Origin of the sequence: Arthrobacter sp. NPDC089319 (genome assembly GCF_040684925.1) — a bacterium.
Taxonomy (GTDB): domain Bacteria; phylum Actinomycetota; class Actinomycetes; order Actinomycetales; family Micrococcaceae; genus Crystallibacter.
Genome location: NZ_JBFBGZ010000008.1, coordinates 105,630 through 122,193 on the forward strand (window position 1 = coordinate 105,630; position 16,564 = coordinate 122,193).

Here is a 16,564-nt window from a genome sequence, read left to right on the forward strand (position 1 = left end):
GATCGGCTAGATTCGACTCTATGCGCCGTGCTGTCTGCCCAGGATCCTACGACCCGCTCCACAAAGGACACGTGGAAATTATTGCCCGTGCCGCGAGCATGTATGACGAGGTCATCGTCGCCGTCTCGACCAATTACGCCAAAAAGTACCGCTTCAGTCTGGAGGAGAGGCTCGCCATGGCCCGCGAGACGCTGTCCTACCTCCGCGGTGTGAGCGTTGAACCGATGGGCGAGGGCCTGCTCGCCGAATACTGCCGCAGCCGTGGGGCCGGCGTCATCGTCAAAGGCCTGCGCTCGTCGCAGGACTACCACTACGAATTGCCGATGGCCCACATGAACAGGCACCTGGCCGGGATTGAGACGGTGTTTCTCGCTGGCGAGAACAGCTATTCGCATGTCTCCTCCACGCTGATCAAAGAAGTTGCGTCACTGGGCGGAGACATTTCCGAGTTCGTGCCCAAAGCGGTTCTCAATCGCTTCCGCGCCGGGGGAACAGTCCCAATATCTGCGCCCGAGTAATGACGTGCGATTACGACTGAGTGGTTGCTTCAGCTAATCTCGTACCCATGTCTCATGCTCCCCTAGTACGCAAAGCCGTGGTCCCTGCTGCAGGCCTGGGAACGCGGTTCCTGCCGGCGACCAAAGCCATGCCCAAGGAAATGCTTCCGGTCGTCGACAAACCGGCCATCCAGTACGTCGTCGAAGAAGCGGCGCGCTCCGGCCTGACGGATGTCCTGATGATCACCGGGCGGAACAAGCGGTCCCTGGAGGACCACTTCGACCGTGTGCCGTTCGTCGAGGAGACGCTGGAGGCCAAGGGCGACCTCGAGAAGCTGGCCGCCGTGCGCGAATCCTCCGAGCTGGCGGATATCCACTACGTTCGCCAGGGCGATCCCAGGGGACTGGGCCATGCGGTGCTCCGCGCCAAGCAGCATGTAGGGGACGAGCCCTTCGCCGTCCTGCTGGGGGATGACCTCATTGACGAGCGCGACGAACTGCTCTCGGAGATGATCGCTGTGCAGCAGGCGACTGGCGGTTCCGTCATCGCCCTGATGGAGGTCGATCCGGAACAGATCAGCGCCTACGGCTGCGCCGACGTCAGCGCCGTTGACGGAGCGGCGCACGTGAAGGTCCACGGCCTGGTGGAGAAGCCGGCCACGGCCGACGCGCCGTCCAATCTGGCTGTGATTGGCCGCTACGTGCTGCATCCGGCCGTCTTTGAAGTGCTGGAGCAGACCGCGCCGGGGCGTGGCGGCGAAATCCAGCTGACCGACGCGCTGCAGACCCTGGCGAAGTCCGACGACGAGGGCGGCGGCGTGTATGCCGTGGTCTTCAAGGGGCGTCGCTACGACACCGGCGACAAGCTCAGCTACATCAAGGCGGTCATCTCGCTGGCAACGGAACGCGAAGACCTGGGACCGGAACTGCGTTCCTGGATCGTTGACCTCGCCGGCCAGATCGAGGCGGAGACGCCCTTGGCGGCTGCCGGACAGGGCTGAGACTGGCGCAGGATGGCCGGTTTGGGCCAGCGCCGGATCCAAGCTAAGATGATACGTCGGTCGTATGTTCCTTTAGGAGTTTTCAGTACATTGGTCTTGAACCATGATCAAAGTTCGCCCTTGACCCTTGCGGTCAAGGACCTCGGGCGCAGCCCGGGCAGCATGCGGACTCTTGAGGAACATATAGCTGCGCCGAAGGATTTCGGGGCAGCGCTCATTGGCGTTCAGCAAGGCTCCGACATGGAGCTGGATCTGAAGCTTGAGGCCGTGCACGAGGGAATCCTGGTTTCCGGCACTGTATCCGTGGCTGTCACGGGCGAGTGCGGGCGCTGCCTGGATCCCATCGCGTACGACCTTGACGTCAAAGTGCAGGAACTCTTCTACTATGAGGATGCTGAACTCCTCGAGGAAGAAGAACAGGACGAACAGCGGCGGGTTGAGCGCGATCTAATCGATCTCGAGCCGGTGCTGAGGGACGCAGTGGTGACCGCCCTGCCGTTCCAGCCGGTGTGCCGGGAAGACTGCCAAGGCTTGTGCCCAGAATGCGGGATGCGCCTTGAAGAGGATCCGGGTCACCAACATGAGGTCGTGGATCCTCGCTGGGCAGCCCTTGCTGGGCTGGCCGGCACGGCCGCCGACGAGGCGCCGAAAAGTAAAGAGTCAGACGAGAGAGAAGAGAGTTAGCCGTGGCTGTTCCCAAGCGGAAGATGTCCCGCTCGAATACGCGCGCCCGCCGGTCCCAGTGGAAGGCCACTGCGCCCAATCTGGTCAAGACCGTTGAGAACGGCCGTGTCACCTACAGCCTGCCGCACCAGGCAAAGGTTGTCACCGACTCGGCAGGCACCGCGCTGTTCCTTGAGTACAAGGGCCGCAAGGTAGCCGACGCGTAATAACGTCCGGTATGCCTTCAACTGAAGAGCTTTTGGAGCGTCTCGGTGTCGATCTCGACGCCGAGACGCTCCGTCTCGCTTTAACCCATCGTTCTTACGCCTACGAACACGGCGGCCTGCCCACCAACGAGCGCCTGGAGTTCCTGGGCGACTCGATTCTGGGTTTCTCCGTGACCGACGCGCTGTACCGGGACAATCCGGACCTGCCTGAGGGCGAGCTGGCCAAACGGCGATCCGCAGTGGTGTCCACCCGGGCGCTGGCCGGCATTGCCCGCTCGCTGGATGTGGGGCAGCATGTGCTGCTCGGGCAAGGCGAAAAGCTGACCAATGGCGCGGACAAGTCCTCTATTCTTGCCGACACCATGGAAGCCCTGTTCGGCGCCACCTACCTGTGCCACGGCATCGAAACCGCACGCCAGTTGGTGATGCGCCTGATCGGGCCGCTGCTGGCAGACGCCGAGGCCCTGGGTGCCGGGACCGACTGGAAGACCAGCATCCAGGAACTGGCCGCAGCCCGGAAAATGGGCAACGTGACGTACCGCGTGGAGGGCTCGGGGCCGGACCACGCGAGGACGTTTGTGGCCACGCTACTGATCGGCACCGCCGAACACGGCCAAGGGACCGGACATTCCAAGAAGGAAGCCGAACAGGAAGCCGCCGCCTCAACGTGGCGGGACCTGCGCGGATCCCTACCCGAATCGGTGACGGAGAACAGCGGATCGGATGCCTGAGCTGCCCGAGGTGGAGGTTGTCCGCCGCGGGTTGGCCCAGTGGGTCCGCGGCCGGACCATCACCGGCGTCGACGTCCTTGATGAACGCTCCATCCGCCGGCACACACTCGGCGCCGAGGACCTCCGCGGAAACTTGGTCGGCGCCCACGTCGCCGACGTCGTCCGGCGCGGCAAGTTCCTCTGGATGCCCCTGCTGGAGGCCGCTGCCACGGGTGTGAACGATTCAAACGGCGACGCCGGAAATGAACCCAAACTCGCCCTGATGGCGCACCTTGGCATGAGCGGACAGCTGCTGGTGGAGGACAGCGCACAGCCGGACGAGAAGCACCTCAAAGTGCGGCTGACGCTGAGCCCGGCCAGTGACACCGACGGCTCGCCCATGCCGGCGGAGCTGCGCTTCGTCGACCAGCGGATCTTCGGCGGCATGTTTCTGGCAGATCTGGAACCCACCCGCGACGGCCACTCCGGCGGCATCTCCGAGACCGGTCTGCCGCTGATCCCCGTCGAAGCCTCTCACATCGCCCGCGACCCGCTGGACCCGGCTTTCTCCTTTGACGCGTTCTACCAGCGACTCCGTGCCCGCAAGACCGGCATCAAGCGCGCCATCCTGGACCAGGCCTTGGTCTCAGGCATCGGAAACATCTACGCGGACGAGGCGCTGTGGGCTGCCAAGCTTCACTACGCCCGCCCCACGGACACGCTGCGCCGCAAGGACGCGGAACGCCTCCTCGATGCCTGCCGCGAGGTGATGACCCAGGCGCTGGCGGCCGGCGGCACCAGCTTTGACTCGCTCTACGTGAACGTCAACGGCGCCTCGGGCTACTTCGAACGGCACCTGAACGCCTACGGCCGGGAAAACGAGCCCTGCTACCGCTGCAGCGACCTGGGACTGACCACCAAGATCCGCCGCGACACCTTCATGAACCGCTCGTCCTACACCTGCCCGGTCTGCCAGCCGCGCCCGCGCAACGGACGCTGGTAGAACCCGCCTAACGCTCCAGCTCGGCCAAAACTTCGTCCGTATACTTCGGCCAGATCTCAGCGGCCCAGGGGCCGAAGTCGCGGTCGGTGAGCGCGAGGCAGGCGGCACCGGCGTCGGGATCCACCCAGAGGAAGGTGCCGGACTGGCCGAAGTGACCGAAGGTGTTCGGCGAGCTGTTCGCGCCGGTCCAGTGCGGGTCTTTATGGCCGCGGATTTCGAAGCCGAGGCCCCAGTCATTGTCCTGCTGGCGTCCGAAGCCAGGCAGCACGCCGGACAGGCCGGGATAAGCCAGCCGAGTTGCCTCCTGCAGCGTGGACGGGGCCAGCAGCGATGGTTTTTGCAGTTCGGCGGCGAAGCGGGACAGATCCGCGGCGGTGGAGGTGGCGCCGGCGGCGGGGGAGCCGTCCAGGCTGGTGTCCGCCATGTCGAGCGGGGCCAGCACGCCTTCCTTCAGGTACGCGGCGAAGCTCATGCCCGTGGCGGCTTCCAACGTTTCGCCGAGAACCTCGAAACCGGCGTTGGAGTAGAGCCGCCGGGCTCCCGGGGCAAAGCGGATGGTGCGGTCGCCGAAGTCGAAACCGGCGCAGTGGGCGAGCAGATGACGAACCGTGGAGCCTTCGGGCCCTGCAGCTTGGTCCAGTTCCAGCGCGCCTTCTTCGACCGCCATCAGCACGGCATAGGCACTAAGGAGTTTGGTGACCGAGGCCAACGGGAAGCGCCGTTGCTGGTCGCCGTGGGTGCCCAGCACAGTGCCGTCCGGGCCGACGACGGCGGTGGCCGCGTTGTCCACCGGCCACGACTCGATCAGCTTGACGCTCTCCACAGTTGCTCCTAGCTTGCCGTTGGGCGGTAGTGGGCCGCCAGCCGGCGCAGCCCGTCCTCGATGCTGACGTCAGGTGTCCAGTCGAGCACTTCGCGCGTGCGGCGCTGGTCGAACCAGTGCGCCGTGGACAGTTGCTCGGCCAGGAATTTAGTCATAGGCGGTTCGTCCGTGACCAGTCCGCGCTTTCCGGCTGCGGTCCAGGCTCGTTCGATCGCCGCACCGGCGCCCCGGGCCAGCCAGCCCGGGACCGACCAGCCCGGCGCCCTCACGCCGGCGGCGTCGCAAATTCCTGCGATCAGCTCGCCGACCGGCCGGGGCTGGCCGTTGGTGACCACCAGTGCCTGGCCATGCGCCTGGTCCATCCGTTCGAGCGCCCGGACGATCGCCGCCGCCGCGTTGTCGATGTAGGTGGTGTCGATCAAGGCGGCGCCGTTGTCCAGCAGGGGCAGCCGGCCGTCCCGGGCCCGTGCCACCACACGCTCCACCAACTGGGTATCGCCAGGGCCCCAGACAACGTGCGGGCGGATGGCCGCAACCCGGAAGCCGGGGGAATCCTCGGCGAGGGCTAGCAGCTCGGCGGCGGCCTTGGACCGTGCGTAGTTGCCGTGGGCCCGCTCGGGGTCGGCGGTCCCGGCGCCCGCTCCGGCGATCGCTTCGCCGAAATGCGCCACGGACGGGGACGAAACGAACACCACGTCGCGGGCACCGGCGGATTTGGCCGCGGCCAGCAGGGTTCGGGTGCCGTCGATGTTGGTGGCCACGAACTCGCTCCACTCACCGGTGAAGGAGACCTTCGCGGCCAGATGGATGACTGCGTGCACGCCTTGGACTGCCCGGGCGACGGCGTCGGGTTCGGTCAACGAACCCAGCACCGTCTCGGAGCCGGGGCCGATGTCGGCCGGCCGGCGCTGGAAGGTCCGGACCCGGTGGCCCTGCTCCAGCAGCAGCCGCGCGACGGCGCCGCCGAGCATGCCGCTGGCGCCGGTGACCAGGACGGTTCTACCGGTGGTCGACGGAGGCGCGCCAGCGCCGAGTGGAGACCGCTCGTCGACCGGGGCGTTGGCCTCTTCGGCGCTGTGGTCCACGCGGGTCTCCGCGCGGGTCTCCACGCGCTCGCTGGCGCTCGCTTGGTCGACCACCGGGGCGTTCGCTTGGTCGACCACCGGGGCGGTCTTGTCGGTGGTCGATGGAGGCGCGCCAGCGCCGAGTAGAGACCTGCCGTCCGCCGGTTCGTTGGTGCTCATGGCTTGGTGATCCGTCCGCCGGCCAGCGACTTGGCCGCCCATTCGGCCAGCCTGGCCCGGTCGATCTTGGAGTTGTGGCGGATGTCGGTGGGAAGTTCGGGTACCACCAGCACCGCCGCGACATCCAGACCGGTAAAGCGTACGACGGCGGAGCGCACCTGCTCGCCGAGCTCACGTGGGGCTGTTCCCGGTTTGGCGGCCGGCGGCAGCGTTTCCACCACCGCAACGGGTACCTGGGTGCCCGCCGGACCGACGCCGACGACGGCAGCCAGCCGGACGCCGTCGTGCGTTTCCGCCGCCTGCTCTGCGGCCACGGGAGTGGCGACACCGGAAGCAGTGGTGATGATGTGCGCGAGCCGTCCCTCTACCCAGAGCCGCCCCTCGGCGTCGAGATGGCCTACGTCGCCGGTGCGGTGCCAGCCCGGGAGGGAGGCGCTGTGCTGCTGGGTGATCCAGAGACGGTCGTAGCGGTCCTTCACATGCGGGGCGCTGACCAGGATCTCTCCGGTGACGCCGGGGTCGGTGGAGGGCTGACCGGAGACGCTGCCGTCCGGAGCCACCGCGGCGATGGCCACCGTGGCGCCGGAAACCGGGGTGCCGACGCAGACGCCGTTGCCGGAACCGGCGGCGCGGATGCCGTCCAGGCTGATGTCCGTGACCGGGAGGGCCTCGGTCATCCCGTAGGGAGTGTGCAGGGTTGCGGACGGCACCAGCGACTGCACCTTGGCCAGCAGCGGTTCCGGAATCGGGGCCCCGGCAGAGAGCAACAACTCGACGCTGGAGAGCGCCACGCGGTGTTCGTCGGTCAAGCCGTCGGCCGTGGCCAGGACGTTGGCCAGCGCGGCCGGCGATGCGAAGACCGCGGTGGCGTCCACCGCGGCGGCGGCGTCGGCCAGGGCGGCGGCGGTGAGCGTCTTCGGCGCCGTGACGTCCATGTCCGGGGTGACCGATGTGACGCCGAGGGCGGGGCCCAGCAGGGCGAACGGGGCGAAGCCGGCCACCAGCGACGTGCCGGCCTCCAGCCGGTAGGTGTCCTTCAACGTGTCCCGCATGGCGGCCAGCTGGCGGTGCGTGTAGACCACGCCCTTGGCCGGACCGGTGGAGCCGGAGGTGAAGAGGATCGCAGCGTCGTCGTCGGGGTTCGGGGAGGTCTCCACGCGCTCGCTGGCGCTCGCTTGGTCGACCACCGGGGACGTCGCGCTCGCTTGGTCGACCACCGGGGGGCTCGTGTCCGTGGTCGACGGAGGCGCGCCGGCGCCGAGTAGAGACCGGCCGGCAGCCGACGCGGCCGCGGCAGCCTCCACCAGCTCGGGCACGGTGTGGGCGATCCCGTAGAGCTTGCGCTTGGCCTCGCCCATCTCGGTGACGCTGATGCGCTGGCCGGGCCAGTTGAACAGCCGGGCGGCAACGAAGGCGCGCTCGATGCCGACAATGAACTGAGGGCCGGCACCCTTGATGGCGCGGCTGAGTCCGGCCGGGCCGAGCCCGGCGTCGGCCACCACGATGACGGCGCCGAGTTTCAGGCAGGCGTAAATCAGGCTGGTCAGTTCGATGCCCGGCGGGACAAGCAAATTGATCCGGTCGCCAGCCTTGACGCCGATCCCGGCGAGGCCGTCGGCGAGCAAATCCACCTGTCCGGCGAGCTCGGCCCAGGTCAGCGTCCGCGGCCCTGCTCCGGGAGCCGCCAGGGGCGCCATGTCGACGACGGCGGGGGAGTTGTCGGCGCGGCGCTCGTCGAGTTCGGCGAGCATGGGGCGGAAGGTGTCCACGCGCTCGCTGGCGCTCGCTTGGTCGACCACCGGGGCGCTCGCTTGGTCGACCACCGGGGCGGGGTCCGCGGATCTCCGCGCAGGCCTGGCGGCCTTTGGTCGATCACCCGGGCGGGTCTCGACGCGGGTCTCCACGCGCTCGCTGGCGCTCGCTTGGTCGACCACCGGAGCGGTGGGGAGCCAGGTGAAGAGGGGGGTGGCGATGTCGCGGTCTTCGGGGAGCAGATGACCGGCGCCTTCGAAGCGGTGCACGTCCGCCTGCGGCAGCCGGTCCAGCAGATCGCGCAGATAGCGGTCGGAGAAAACCGGGTCCTTGGGGCCCCACATGATCAGCGCCGGCACGTCCAGCTCACGGATGCCCTCGGCCACCTCGTTCAGCGTGCTCCAGCTGGGAGTGCCCTCGTCGGCCGGGATGTCCGCCACGAAGTTGCCCACGCCGGTGCGCCGGGCAGCGTGCCGGTACGGTGCCATGAACGCGTCCCTGACGTCTTTTTCCAAAGGAGGATGCGCCAAGGCGTGCGTGACGCGCAGGAAGGCGGCCGACGTCGTCGTGCCCCACTGATGGACGGCGGGATGTAGCGCGAGTTTCAGCGGGGCGGGAAGCCCGAAGCCGGCGGGGTGGACGGCGGTGTTGGTCAGCACGACGCCGGCGAGTTGGCCGCGGTGCCGGGTGGCCCAGCCCAGCGAGATCACGCCGCCCCAGTCGTGCCCCACGGTGACCACCGGACCGGTGATGCCGAGCTCGGCGGTCAGGTCGCCCAGGTCCGTGATCCGGTCTTCCAGCCGGCGGAAACGCCCGGTGCGCTCGGAGAACCCCATGTCCAGCTGGTCGACGGCGATCACGCGCCACGGCGCTGCGGCGTCGCCGGCTGCGGCCAGCAGAGTGCGCCAGAGGTAGGACCAGGTGGGGTTGCCGTGCACGCAGAGCAGGGTGCCGACCGGCTCGACGCCGCGTTCGGCCAGCTGCGGGCCGTTGTCCAGCAGGTGCCAGGTGTGGGCACTGCCGGCCGGATCCACCGGGGCGGTGGAGGGGACGCGGACGCGGCGGGACCAGGCCGGGTCGACACCGGGCCAGAGGGGTTGGTCTACCACGCAATCTCCATCATCGTGGTGTTCAGGCCGGAGCCAACTCCCATGCAGAGCACCCGGTCTCCGCTGTTCAGCGTCTGCGACTCCTGGGCCAGCGTCATGGGCAGCGAGGCCGGCCCCACATTGCCCCACTTCGGGAAGGTGATCGGCACGCGCTCGCGGACCAGATCGACCGCCTTGATGATCGCGTTGGTGTACGACGTGGAGACCTGGTGGGTTACGTACCGGTCCATCGCGGTCCAGTTCCACCCATCGCGGTGGGCCTCGTGCCAGGCACTGACCACCAGTTCCAGCCCGTTGTCCAGCAGCCCCTTGGTGTCCGTGAACATTCCGGCGGGCCCGCCAACGCACAGTTCGTGATGCTCGGTGCCGGCACGCGAGACGCCGCCAAGGATCCGGTGTGATTCGGGGTGGACGTCGGCGGGGCCGATCACCGCTGCGGCTGCCCCAGAGCCCAAGGTGAGCGTGGCAAATTCGCGCAGGTAGTCGGCACGGGTGGAATCCGGACGGTTCAGGCGTTCAAAGGTGGTTTCCTGGGTCGGCTGGGCATCCTCGCCCGCGACGATCAACGCATATTTGATCTGGCCGGAGTCGATCATGTTGGCCGCCAGCGTGATGCCGTTGACGAAGCCCAGGCAGGCGTTGGCCAGGTCGAAGTTCATGGCCGACGACGGTAAACCCAGCCCGTGGTGGATCTTCACCGCGACCGAGGGCTCCAGGTTTACGCGCGTCACTGACGTATTGATCAGCAGCCCGATTTGGTTCGGCTCCACGCCGGCTTCGGCCATGGCCTTGGCGCCGGCTTCGATGGCGGCGTCGTCGAACGATGACTCGGGCGACCACCAGCGGCGCTCGGTCACGCCGGCAACCCGTTCAAGCAGCTTCCGGGAGAGCTTCAGGCGCTTCAGGCTGGGGGCAAGGCGCTCATCGAACTCGGCGGAAGTGACGGCTACGGGCGCCTCCACGCTAGAGACGGCCAGCAAAGCCGCGTTGTCATGTCGAAACGTCGCGTTACCGATCAATATCCAGCCTTTATTCGTCTGTCGGGGACGGTCACCTGTACACGGAGAATCCGGTATGGGCACCCGAAGTCTTAACTATGCACCCCGCGCCAACGTTCCGCACATACGCACAATGGCATTGGTTTGTGGCAATTGTCTCTGCTACTGCTCTGCGACGTGTTTCGGGTCACCCTTTAAGCGCTGGTCGGCAAGAAAAAGCACTGCGGCAAGGGTGCAGGCGACGGCGGGCCAATAGGAATAGCGGAAATCAGAGGCCGGGACGATCGGGATGTAACCGAGAAGGTAGAGAAGCGCAGACCAGCCGAGCGCCGCGATCTGCGCGCGCAGATATTTCGCCTTGGGGAGCAGCACGATGATAGCTGCGGCTGCCGCCAGCCAGAACCACGCCCTGAAGAACCAAGGGAACGTTTTCGCACCCAGTTCCACTACATAGTCGGACAAGATGTTGTCGGCTTTGGTGGGCTGCACATGGAAGGCGGCGGGGACCGCGTGGCGGCCCGCCGTCACCGGCGCAAACTCGCTCTTGCCGACGAACAGGAACCGGGCGTAGGTCTGCGCGCGGTAGTAGGCGTACCGGGCAGGGTGTGTGACGACGTGGCTCAACCAGAGGTCGCGTACTTCCGCCTGATAAGCGATCGGCTCGAACTGCTTGCCGGTTGCCCCCCGGCCATAGCACTTCCAGTAGGCATCCCAGATCACGTCTTGGGACTGACAGACATCGCGGGCGTGAAGCAACTTGTCTTCCAATTCCTGCGGGATGTCCGCGGCCCGAATCTCCCGGGCGGGCACGGTGAAGATGATGTCGTCGAGGAAGACTTGGGACAGCTGGCCGGTTGGCTTGGGCTGGAAAACCGCGTTGAAGGCCGAACCGGCCCCCAGCAACAGCACCAGGAAAGTGACAGCCGCGGCCGTGTAGCCGCCCAGTAGGCGCCTCCTGTTCGAGGTCAGCCGTTTGCGCAGCCCGGGCGATCCGTTCCGCCACGCCCGGTAGAGCAGGAAGACCAGCGGAAGGATCGCAAAGAAGGCGTTCTTGCGGACCATGGCCCCATAGAGCAGGAAGAGCAGGGACAGGGCCAGAAGCGGGTAGCGGAGGGTAGCGAATCGCTCGGCCAGCAAGATCAAGACCGTGCCGAGCAAGAACGCGATCATCATCTGCACGTCCTTCCACAGCACACCCAGGAATGTGACGCTGAACGGCAGCAGGGGGACAGCGAGGGCGAGCAAAGACACTAACCGGCTCCGGGTGAGATCGTGCAGATAGACCGCCAGCAGCAGCGCCGCCAAGAACGTCAACCCGATCTGCACCAGCACCATCGAGCTGATTTCGCCGGTCAGCCTGTACAAACCCGTCCAACTGACCGTCATGATGGCGGGGTGCCAGTCGTCCAGCGGGATCCGGCCGAGGACCTGCTTGAGCTGGTGGGCGGAATCATTGGTCATGCGGCCCGGCCGGTTCGCCACCCACAGAAAAGCGGTCGCCAACAGGGCGACGACACCCACCACCGAAAGCCACCAATAGTCCGGCGCCGTCCACGGGGTCCGCCCGCCGACGAGGCTGCCGGTGCTGCCGCGGGACGGGCGGGCGGATGCACCGGTCACTTTGTCTTCCCGTCGAAACGCAGCGCTTCGGCGTCCGGTTGCAGTACATCCGCATCCTGCGGTTGCGGCGGCGGCTCGAGGCGCAAATAGGCCAACCGGGCTGCTTCACGCCGTCCTCGCTTCAGAGCGTCGAGGATGATGCCGATGCAGCCCACCAGGACGGCTACCCCCATGAAAGCGGCAGCCAGGATCGCCGTCGGGAAGCGGGGGACGAAGCCGGTTTCAAAATACTCCAGCACCACGGGAACCCCCAGCCCGAGCGAGATCAATGCCAGCGCTGCGGCGATGATGCCATGGAAAAGGGTCGGCCGTTCATGGCGGACCAGCTGCACGATGAGATAGAGGATCTTGAAGCCGTCGGTGTAGGTATGGAGTTTGCTTTCGCTTCCCTCGGGCCGTTCACCGAATCCGATCTCGACCTCCACCTGCGGCAGGCGCAGCGAGGTCATGTGCACCGTGAGTTCGGTTTCGATCTCGAATTTCTTGGAGACGGCGGGGAACGACTTGACGAAGCGGCGGGAAAACACCCGGTACCCGGACAACATGTCGGAAACCTGGGATCGAAAGAGGAGGCTGACCATCCGGTTGAACATCCGGTTGCCCGTTTCGTGTCCCGGGCGGTAGGACCCGGCTTCGCCCGAGGAACGAACACCCAGCACGTGATCGTACGGGCCTTCCAACAGGGCTTCGATCATGCGTGGCAAGGCCGCTGCCTCGTAGGTGTCGTCGCCATCGATCGTGACGTAGATGTCGGCGTCGATGTCGGCGAATGCGCGCCGGAGAACGTTGCCCTTGCCCTTGCGCGCTTCGTGCCGGACGATCGCTCCGGCTGCCCTTGCCAGTTCCGCGGTGCGGTCGGAACTGTTGTTGTCATAGACGTAGACCGTGATCCCGGGGACAGCCAACTGTAGATCCCGGACTACTGCGGCTACCGTCGGTTCTTCGTTGTGGCAGGGAACAATGGCGGCAATGCGCTGCCCCGGAAAGCTGGCTGGATCTGACACGGGAGGTTGCACCTCTATCCGGACACGGCCTGGATTGGATCTCCGTGACCAGTGAGACCGGCCACCTCCGCTAGGTACTACACCTGTTTGTCCGGCGGGACAAGGCCGTGGTGCCGGGGAATACGCGGTTGACACGGTAGATTGTTGCAAGGAAACGTCCGCCGCGGGAGACACAACGTGCATCTTAAATCTCTGACTGTGCGGGGCTTTAAGTCTTTTGCGTCGGCGACGACTTTCGACTTCGAGCCCGGCGTGACCGCTGTTGTCGGTCCGAACGGGTCGGGCAAATCCAACGTGGTGGACGCCCTCGCGTGGGTGATGGGGGAGCAGGGCGCCAAAACCCTGCGCGGCGGCAAGATGGAGGATGTCATCTTCGCCGGCACGGCAGGCCGGCCGCCGCTGGGCCGCGCGCATGTCTCGCTGACCATCGACAACAGCGACGGCGCGCTGCCGATCGAATACTCCGAAGTCACCATTTCCCGCACCCTGTTTCGTACCGGCGGCTCCGAATACGCCATCAACGGCAGCAGTTGCCGGCTGTTGGACATCCAGGAACTGCTCTCTGACTCCGGCCTCGGCCGCGAGATGCACGTGATCGTCGGCCAGGGCCAGCTGGACATGGTCCTGCACGCCACCCCAGAGGACCGCCGCGGCTTCGTGGAGGAGGCTGCCGGCATCCTCAAGCACCGCCGACGCAAGGAAAAGACGGTGCGCAAGCTGGAGTCCATGCAGGCGAACCTGCAGCGGCTCACCGACCTCACCGGCGAAATCCGCCGCCAGCTGACCCCGCTCGGCAAGCAGGCGGAAGTGGCCCGCCGGGCCCAGCAGGTGCAGTTCGAAGTCCGCGATGCCCGGGCCCGGCTGCTGGCGGACGAGCTGGTGGAATTGAGCACCTCGCTGGAGCAGGAGGTGGCCGACGAGGCTGCGCTGAAGTCCCGGCAGGCCGAGGTGGAGAAGACCCTGGCGTCAGGCCGCAGCCGGCTGGCCCAACTGGAGCGGCTGGCGGCGGAGGCCACGCCCAAGCTCAATGCTGCGCGTGACAGCTGGTACCAGCTCTCGTCCACGCGCGAACGCTTCCGCGCGCTCGCCAGCCTTGCCAATGAACGACGGCGGCTGCTCGGCTCCGCCGACCAGGAACCGGACGGCGGACGGGACCCGGAGATTCTGGAGCAGCAGGCGGCCGAGGTCCGCGAGGAGCAGGCCGAGCTCGAGTTCGAGCTGGAGGACCGCCGCGAGGTATTGGACGACGCGATCGAAGCGCGCGCCGCGGCGGAACGGGCGGCGCAGGACGAAGAGAAGCGGCTGACCAACATCCTGCGGGCCGCGGCCGACCGGCGCGAAGGGCTGGCCAAACTGGCCGGCCAAGTGGGCGCGGCACGCTCCCGGGTGGAGTCTGCCGAGGCGGAGCTGGGCCGGCTCCGCACGTCGATCACCGAGGGGGAGGAACGCCGCCGCCACGCCCAGGCCGAGTTCACCGCGCTCGAATCCCAGGCGGCCGGGGTGGAAGAAGGCGAAGAAGGCCTGGACGCCGCCTATGAGGAGGCCAGCGACGAACTGGCAGAGATCGAAGCGGAACTGGAGCAGCTGCGGGCCGACGACCGCGAGGCCGAACGGGAACGCGATGCCTTGACCGCCCGCAAGGAAGCACTTGAAGTAGGGCTGAACCGGCGGGACGGCAGCGAGACGCTGCTGGCCTCCGGCACCGACGGCGTGCTGGCCCCGCTGGCGGACCTCATCACGGTGGAACCGGGGTACGAGGCCGCCATCGCGGCGGCCCTGGGCCCGCTGGCGGAAGCCGTTGCCGTCGCCGACCCGGACGCCGCCGTCCGGGCACTGGAACTGATGAAGATCGACGACGCCGGCCAAGTGGACCTGCTCATCGCCGGCTCGGTGGTCGACGGGTCCGCGGTGGTCGACCGGTCTCTACTCGGCGCTGGCGCGCCTCCTTCGACCACCGGCGCCGGCGACCGATCTTCGGTGGTCGACCGGTCTCTACTCGGCGCTGGCGCGCCTCCATCGACCACGGGCGCCAGCGACCGCGTGGAGACCCCGGCGGGCGCCATCCCGGCGAACAGCCTGGTCCAGGCCAAGCAGGGCGTCGAGGGTGCCGTCCGTGCGCTGCTGGCCGCCGTCGTCGTGGTGGAAGACCTCCACGCCGCCGCGCGCGTTATTGCAGCGGATCCGGCGCTCACCGCGGTCACCCGTGAGGGCGACATCTTCACCTCCTGCTCCGCGCGGGGCGGCTCCGCCGGCGGCCCCAGCCTGCTGGAAGTCCAGGCAGCCGTGGACGAGACCGCGCAGCGGCTGGAGGCCGCGACGGCCCGCGGCGAACGGGCCAAATTTGCGATCGCAGGCGCAGCCTCGCGACGGGACGAAGCCAAGCTGCGGGCCGACGCGGCCCTGGAACAGTTGCACGAATCCGACGCCCGGCTGGCGGCCGTGGCCGAACGGCTGGGACAGCTCGGCTCAGCGCTGCGCTCAGCCACTGGCGAGAGCGAACGGCTGGCCAAGCTGGTGGCTGCCGCCGAGGCCAACATCGTGACCGAGCAGCAGAAGCTGGCCGAAATCACCGAACGCCTCGGCGCGGCACAGGCCGCCGAGGACGCTCCGGCTGAAGCCGAACCGTCCACCGACAAGCGTGATGCGCTCGCCGCCGCGGCTACCCACGCCCGCCAGGTGGAAATGGAAGCCCGGCTGGCGCTGCGTTCCGGCGAGGAACAGCTGACCGCCATCGGCAACCGCGCGGCATCGTTGGAGCGGGCCGCCGCGACCGAACGCCATGCCCGTGCGCAGGCGGCAGAGCGCGCCCGCAAGCGCCGGCTGCAGGCAGCCAAGGCCGCCGCTGTGGCCCAAGGCGCGCAGCAGACGCTGGCCTGGCTGGACGTCTCGGTGGATCTGGCCGAACGGGAACGCGACGAGGCCGAAGAGGTCCGCGCTGCCTGGGAGGCGGAGCTGTCCACCGTGCGCTCGTCCACCGACGCGCTCGCCGCCGAACTACGGGACCTGACGGACACCGTGCACCGCGACGAACTGGCCCGGGCCCAGCAGCGGCTGAAAATCGAGGCCCTGCAGACCCGGTCCATCGAAGAGCTGGGCCTGACGCCGGACCATCTGATTGCCGAGTACGGGCCGGACCAGCCGGTGCCGGTCGCCACGGCGGCGTCGACCGACAAGTGGGCCGCGCTGCGGGCTCCGGTGGACGAGGCGGGCAACGACGTGGTCGAGGGCGTTCCGTTCGTGCGCGAGGAGCAGCAGAAGAGGCTCAAGAAAGCCGAACGGGATCTGGCCGCGCTGGGCAAGGTCAACCCGCTGGCGCTCGAAGAGTTCGCCGCGCTGGAGGAACGCCACCAGTTCCTGAGCACCCAGTTGGAGGACCTGAAGGCCACGCGCAAGGACCTGCTGGACATCATCAAGGAAGTCGACGAGCGGGTGGAGCAGGTCTTCACCGAGGCCTACCGCGACACCGCCGTGCAGTTCGAGCGGGTGTTCGGCCGCTTGTTCCCCGGCGGCGAAGGCCGGCTGGTGCTCACCGATCCGGAGGACATGCTCAACACGGGCATCGAGGTGGAGGCCCGGCCGGCCGGCAAGAAGATCAAGCGGCTGTCGCTGCTGTCCGGCGGCGAGCGTTCGCTGACTGCGGTGGCACTGCTGGTGGCGATCTTCAAGGCCCGCCCGTCGCCGTTCTACGTGATGGACGAGGTGGAAGCCGCGCTGGACGACACCAACCTGGGCCGGTTGATCACCATCTTCGAGGAGCTGCGCGAATCCAGCCAGCTGATTGTCATCACACACCAGAAGCGCACCATGGAAGTGGCCGACGCCCTGTACGGCGTGACCATGCGTGGCGACGGCGTCACCACCGTGATCTCGCAGCGGCTGGAGCATGCCAAGGCTCTGGTGGACTAAAAGCAGG

At 67.4% G+C, this 16,564-nt stretch carries 13 protein-coding genes; 7 read left to right on the plus strand and 6 right to left on the minus strand.

Annotated elements, in window-relative coordinates; translation table 11 throughout:
• Positions 1-20: 20 nt before the first annotated feature.
• The 6 genes from coaD to mutM all read left to right on the plus strand — a co-directional run bounded on the left by coaD (position 21) and on the right by mutM (position 4,101).
• Positions 21-518 (plus strand): pantetheine-phosphate adenylyltransferase, encoded by a 498-nt coding sequence (gene coaD / locus AB0N75_RS13115; protein ID WP_364650432.1) that lies wholly within the window; start codon positions 21-23, stop codon positions 516-518.
• A 47-nt stretch (positions 519-565) separates the two neighbouring features.
• Positions 566-1,498 carry a UTP--glucose-1-phosphate uridylyltransferase GalU gene (gene galU / locus AB0N75_RS13120; RefSeq protein ID WP_364650435.1) on the plus strand — a complete coding sequence of 311 codons (933 nt, stop codon included), beginning with the start codon at positions 566-568 and terminating at the stop codon, positions 1,496-1,498.
• Between the two features lie 120 nt (positions 1,499-1,618).
• Positions 1,619-2,182, plus strand: coding sequence for a YceD family protein (locus tag AB0N75_RS13125; RefSeq protein ID WP_364650438.1), 564 nt, complete (start codon positions 1,619-1,621; stop codon positions 2,180-2,182).
• Between the two features lie 2 nt (positions 2,183-2,184).
• Entirely contained in the window at positions 2,185-2,388 is a 204-nt protein-coding gene (gene rpmF / locus AB0N75_RS13130) for a 50S ribosomal protein L32 (RefSeq protein WP_127511582.1), read from the plus strand.
• An 11-nt stretch (positions 2,389-2,399) separates the two neighbouring features.
• Complete coding sequence (rnc, locus tag AB0N75_RS13135; protein WP_364650441.1) at positions 2,400-3,119, plus strand: ribonuclease III; 720 nt, start codon at positions 2,400-2,402, stop codon at positions 3,117-3,119.
• Positions 3,112-4,101, plus strand: coding sequence for a bifunctional DNA-formamidopyrimidine glycosylase/DNA-(apurinic or apyrimidinic site) lyase (gene mutM, locus AB0N75_RS13140; protein ID WP_364650444.1), 990 nt, complete (start codon positions 3,112-3,114; stop codon positions 4,099-4,101). Before rnc ends, mutM begins: the two co-directional genes overlap by 8 nt.
• Before the next feature lie 7 nt (positions 4,102-4,108).
• On the opposite strand, the gene AB0N75_RS13145 is transcribed toward mutM, so the two are convergent.
• The 6 genes from AB0N75_RS13145 to AB0N75_RS13170 form a co-directional block, all read right to left on the minus strand.
• Positions 4,109-4,924, minus strand: coding sequence for a serine hydrolase domain-containing protein (locus tag AB0N75_RS13145; RefSeq protein WP_364650447.1), 816 nt, complete (start codon positions 4,922-4,924; stop codon positions 4,109-4,111).
• 8 nt (positions 4,925-4,932) lie between these two features.
• A complete protein-coding gene (locus AB0N75_RS13150) occupies positions 4,933-6,168 on the minus strand; it encodes an NAD-dependent epimerase/dehydratase family protein (RefSeq protein WP_364650450.1) in 1,236 nt (411 codons plus the stop codon).
• Complete coding sequence (locus AB0N75_RS13155; RefSeq protein WP_364650454.1) at positions 6,165-9,029, minus strand: alpha/beta fold hydrolase; 2,865 nt, start codon at positions 9,027-9,029, stop codon at positions 6,165-6,167. Before AB0N75_RS13155 ends, AB0N75_RS13150 begins: the two co-directional genes overlap by 4 nt.
• Positions 9,023-10,048 (minus strand): 3-oxoacyl-ACP synthase III, encoded by a 1,026-nt coding sequence (locus AB0N75_RS13160; protein WP_364650457.1) that lies wholly within the window; start codon positions 10,046-10,048, stop codon positions 9,023-9,025. The genes AB0N75_RS13155 and AB0N75_RS13160 overlap by 7 nt, the downstream gene beginning before the upstream one ends.
• Positions 10,049-10,189: 141 nt before the next feature.
• Positions 10,190-11,647 carry a hypothetical protein gene (locus AB0N75_RS13165; protein ID WP_364650460.1) on the minus strand — a complete coding sequence of 486 codons (1,458 nt, stop codon included), beginning with the start codon at positions 11,645-11,647 and terminating at the stop codon, positions 10,190-10,192.
• On the minus strand, positions 11,644-12,651 hold the full coding sequence (locus AB0N75_RS13170; RefSeq protein ID WP_364650463.1) for a glycosyltransferase: 1,008 nt from the start codon (positions 12,649-12,651) through the stop codon (positions 11,644-11,646). Before AB0N75_RS13170 ends, AB0N75_RS13165 begins: the two co-directional genes overlap by 4 nt.
• A gap of 177 nt (positions 12,652-12,828) precedes the next feature.
• On the opposite strand from AB0N75_RS13170, the gene AB0N75_RS13175 reads away from it, so the two are divergent.
• Entirely contained in the window at positions 12,829-16,557 is a 3,729-nt protein-coding gene (locus AB0N75_RS13175; RefSeq protein WP_364650466.1) for an AAA family ATPase, read from the plus strand.
• Positions 16,558-16,564: the final 7 nt, after the last annotated feature.

Coding starts and splice junctions, on each gene's coding strand:
- AB0N75_RS13150 (WP_364650450.1), bottom strand. CDS start 6,168: ATGAGCACCAACGAACCGGCGGACGGCAGGTCTCTACTCGGCGCTGGC.
- rnc (WP_364650441.1), top strand. CDS start 2,400: ATGCCTTCAACTGAAGAGCTTTTGGAGCGTCTCGGTGTCGATCTCGAC.
- galU (WP_364650435.1), top strand. CDS start 566: ATGTCTCATGCTCCCCTAGTACGCAAAGCCGTGGTCCCTGCTGCAGGC.
- mutM (WP_364650444.1), top strand. CDS start 3,112: ATGCCTGAGCTGCCCGAGGTGGAGGTTGTCCGCCGCGGGTTGGCCCAG.
- coaD (WP_364650432.1), top strand. CDS start 21: ATGCGCCGTGCTGTCTGCCCAGGATCCTACGACCCGCTCCACAAAGGA.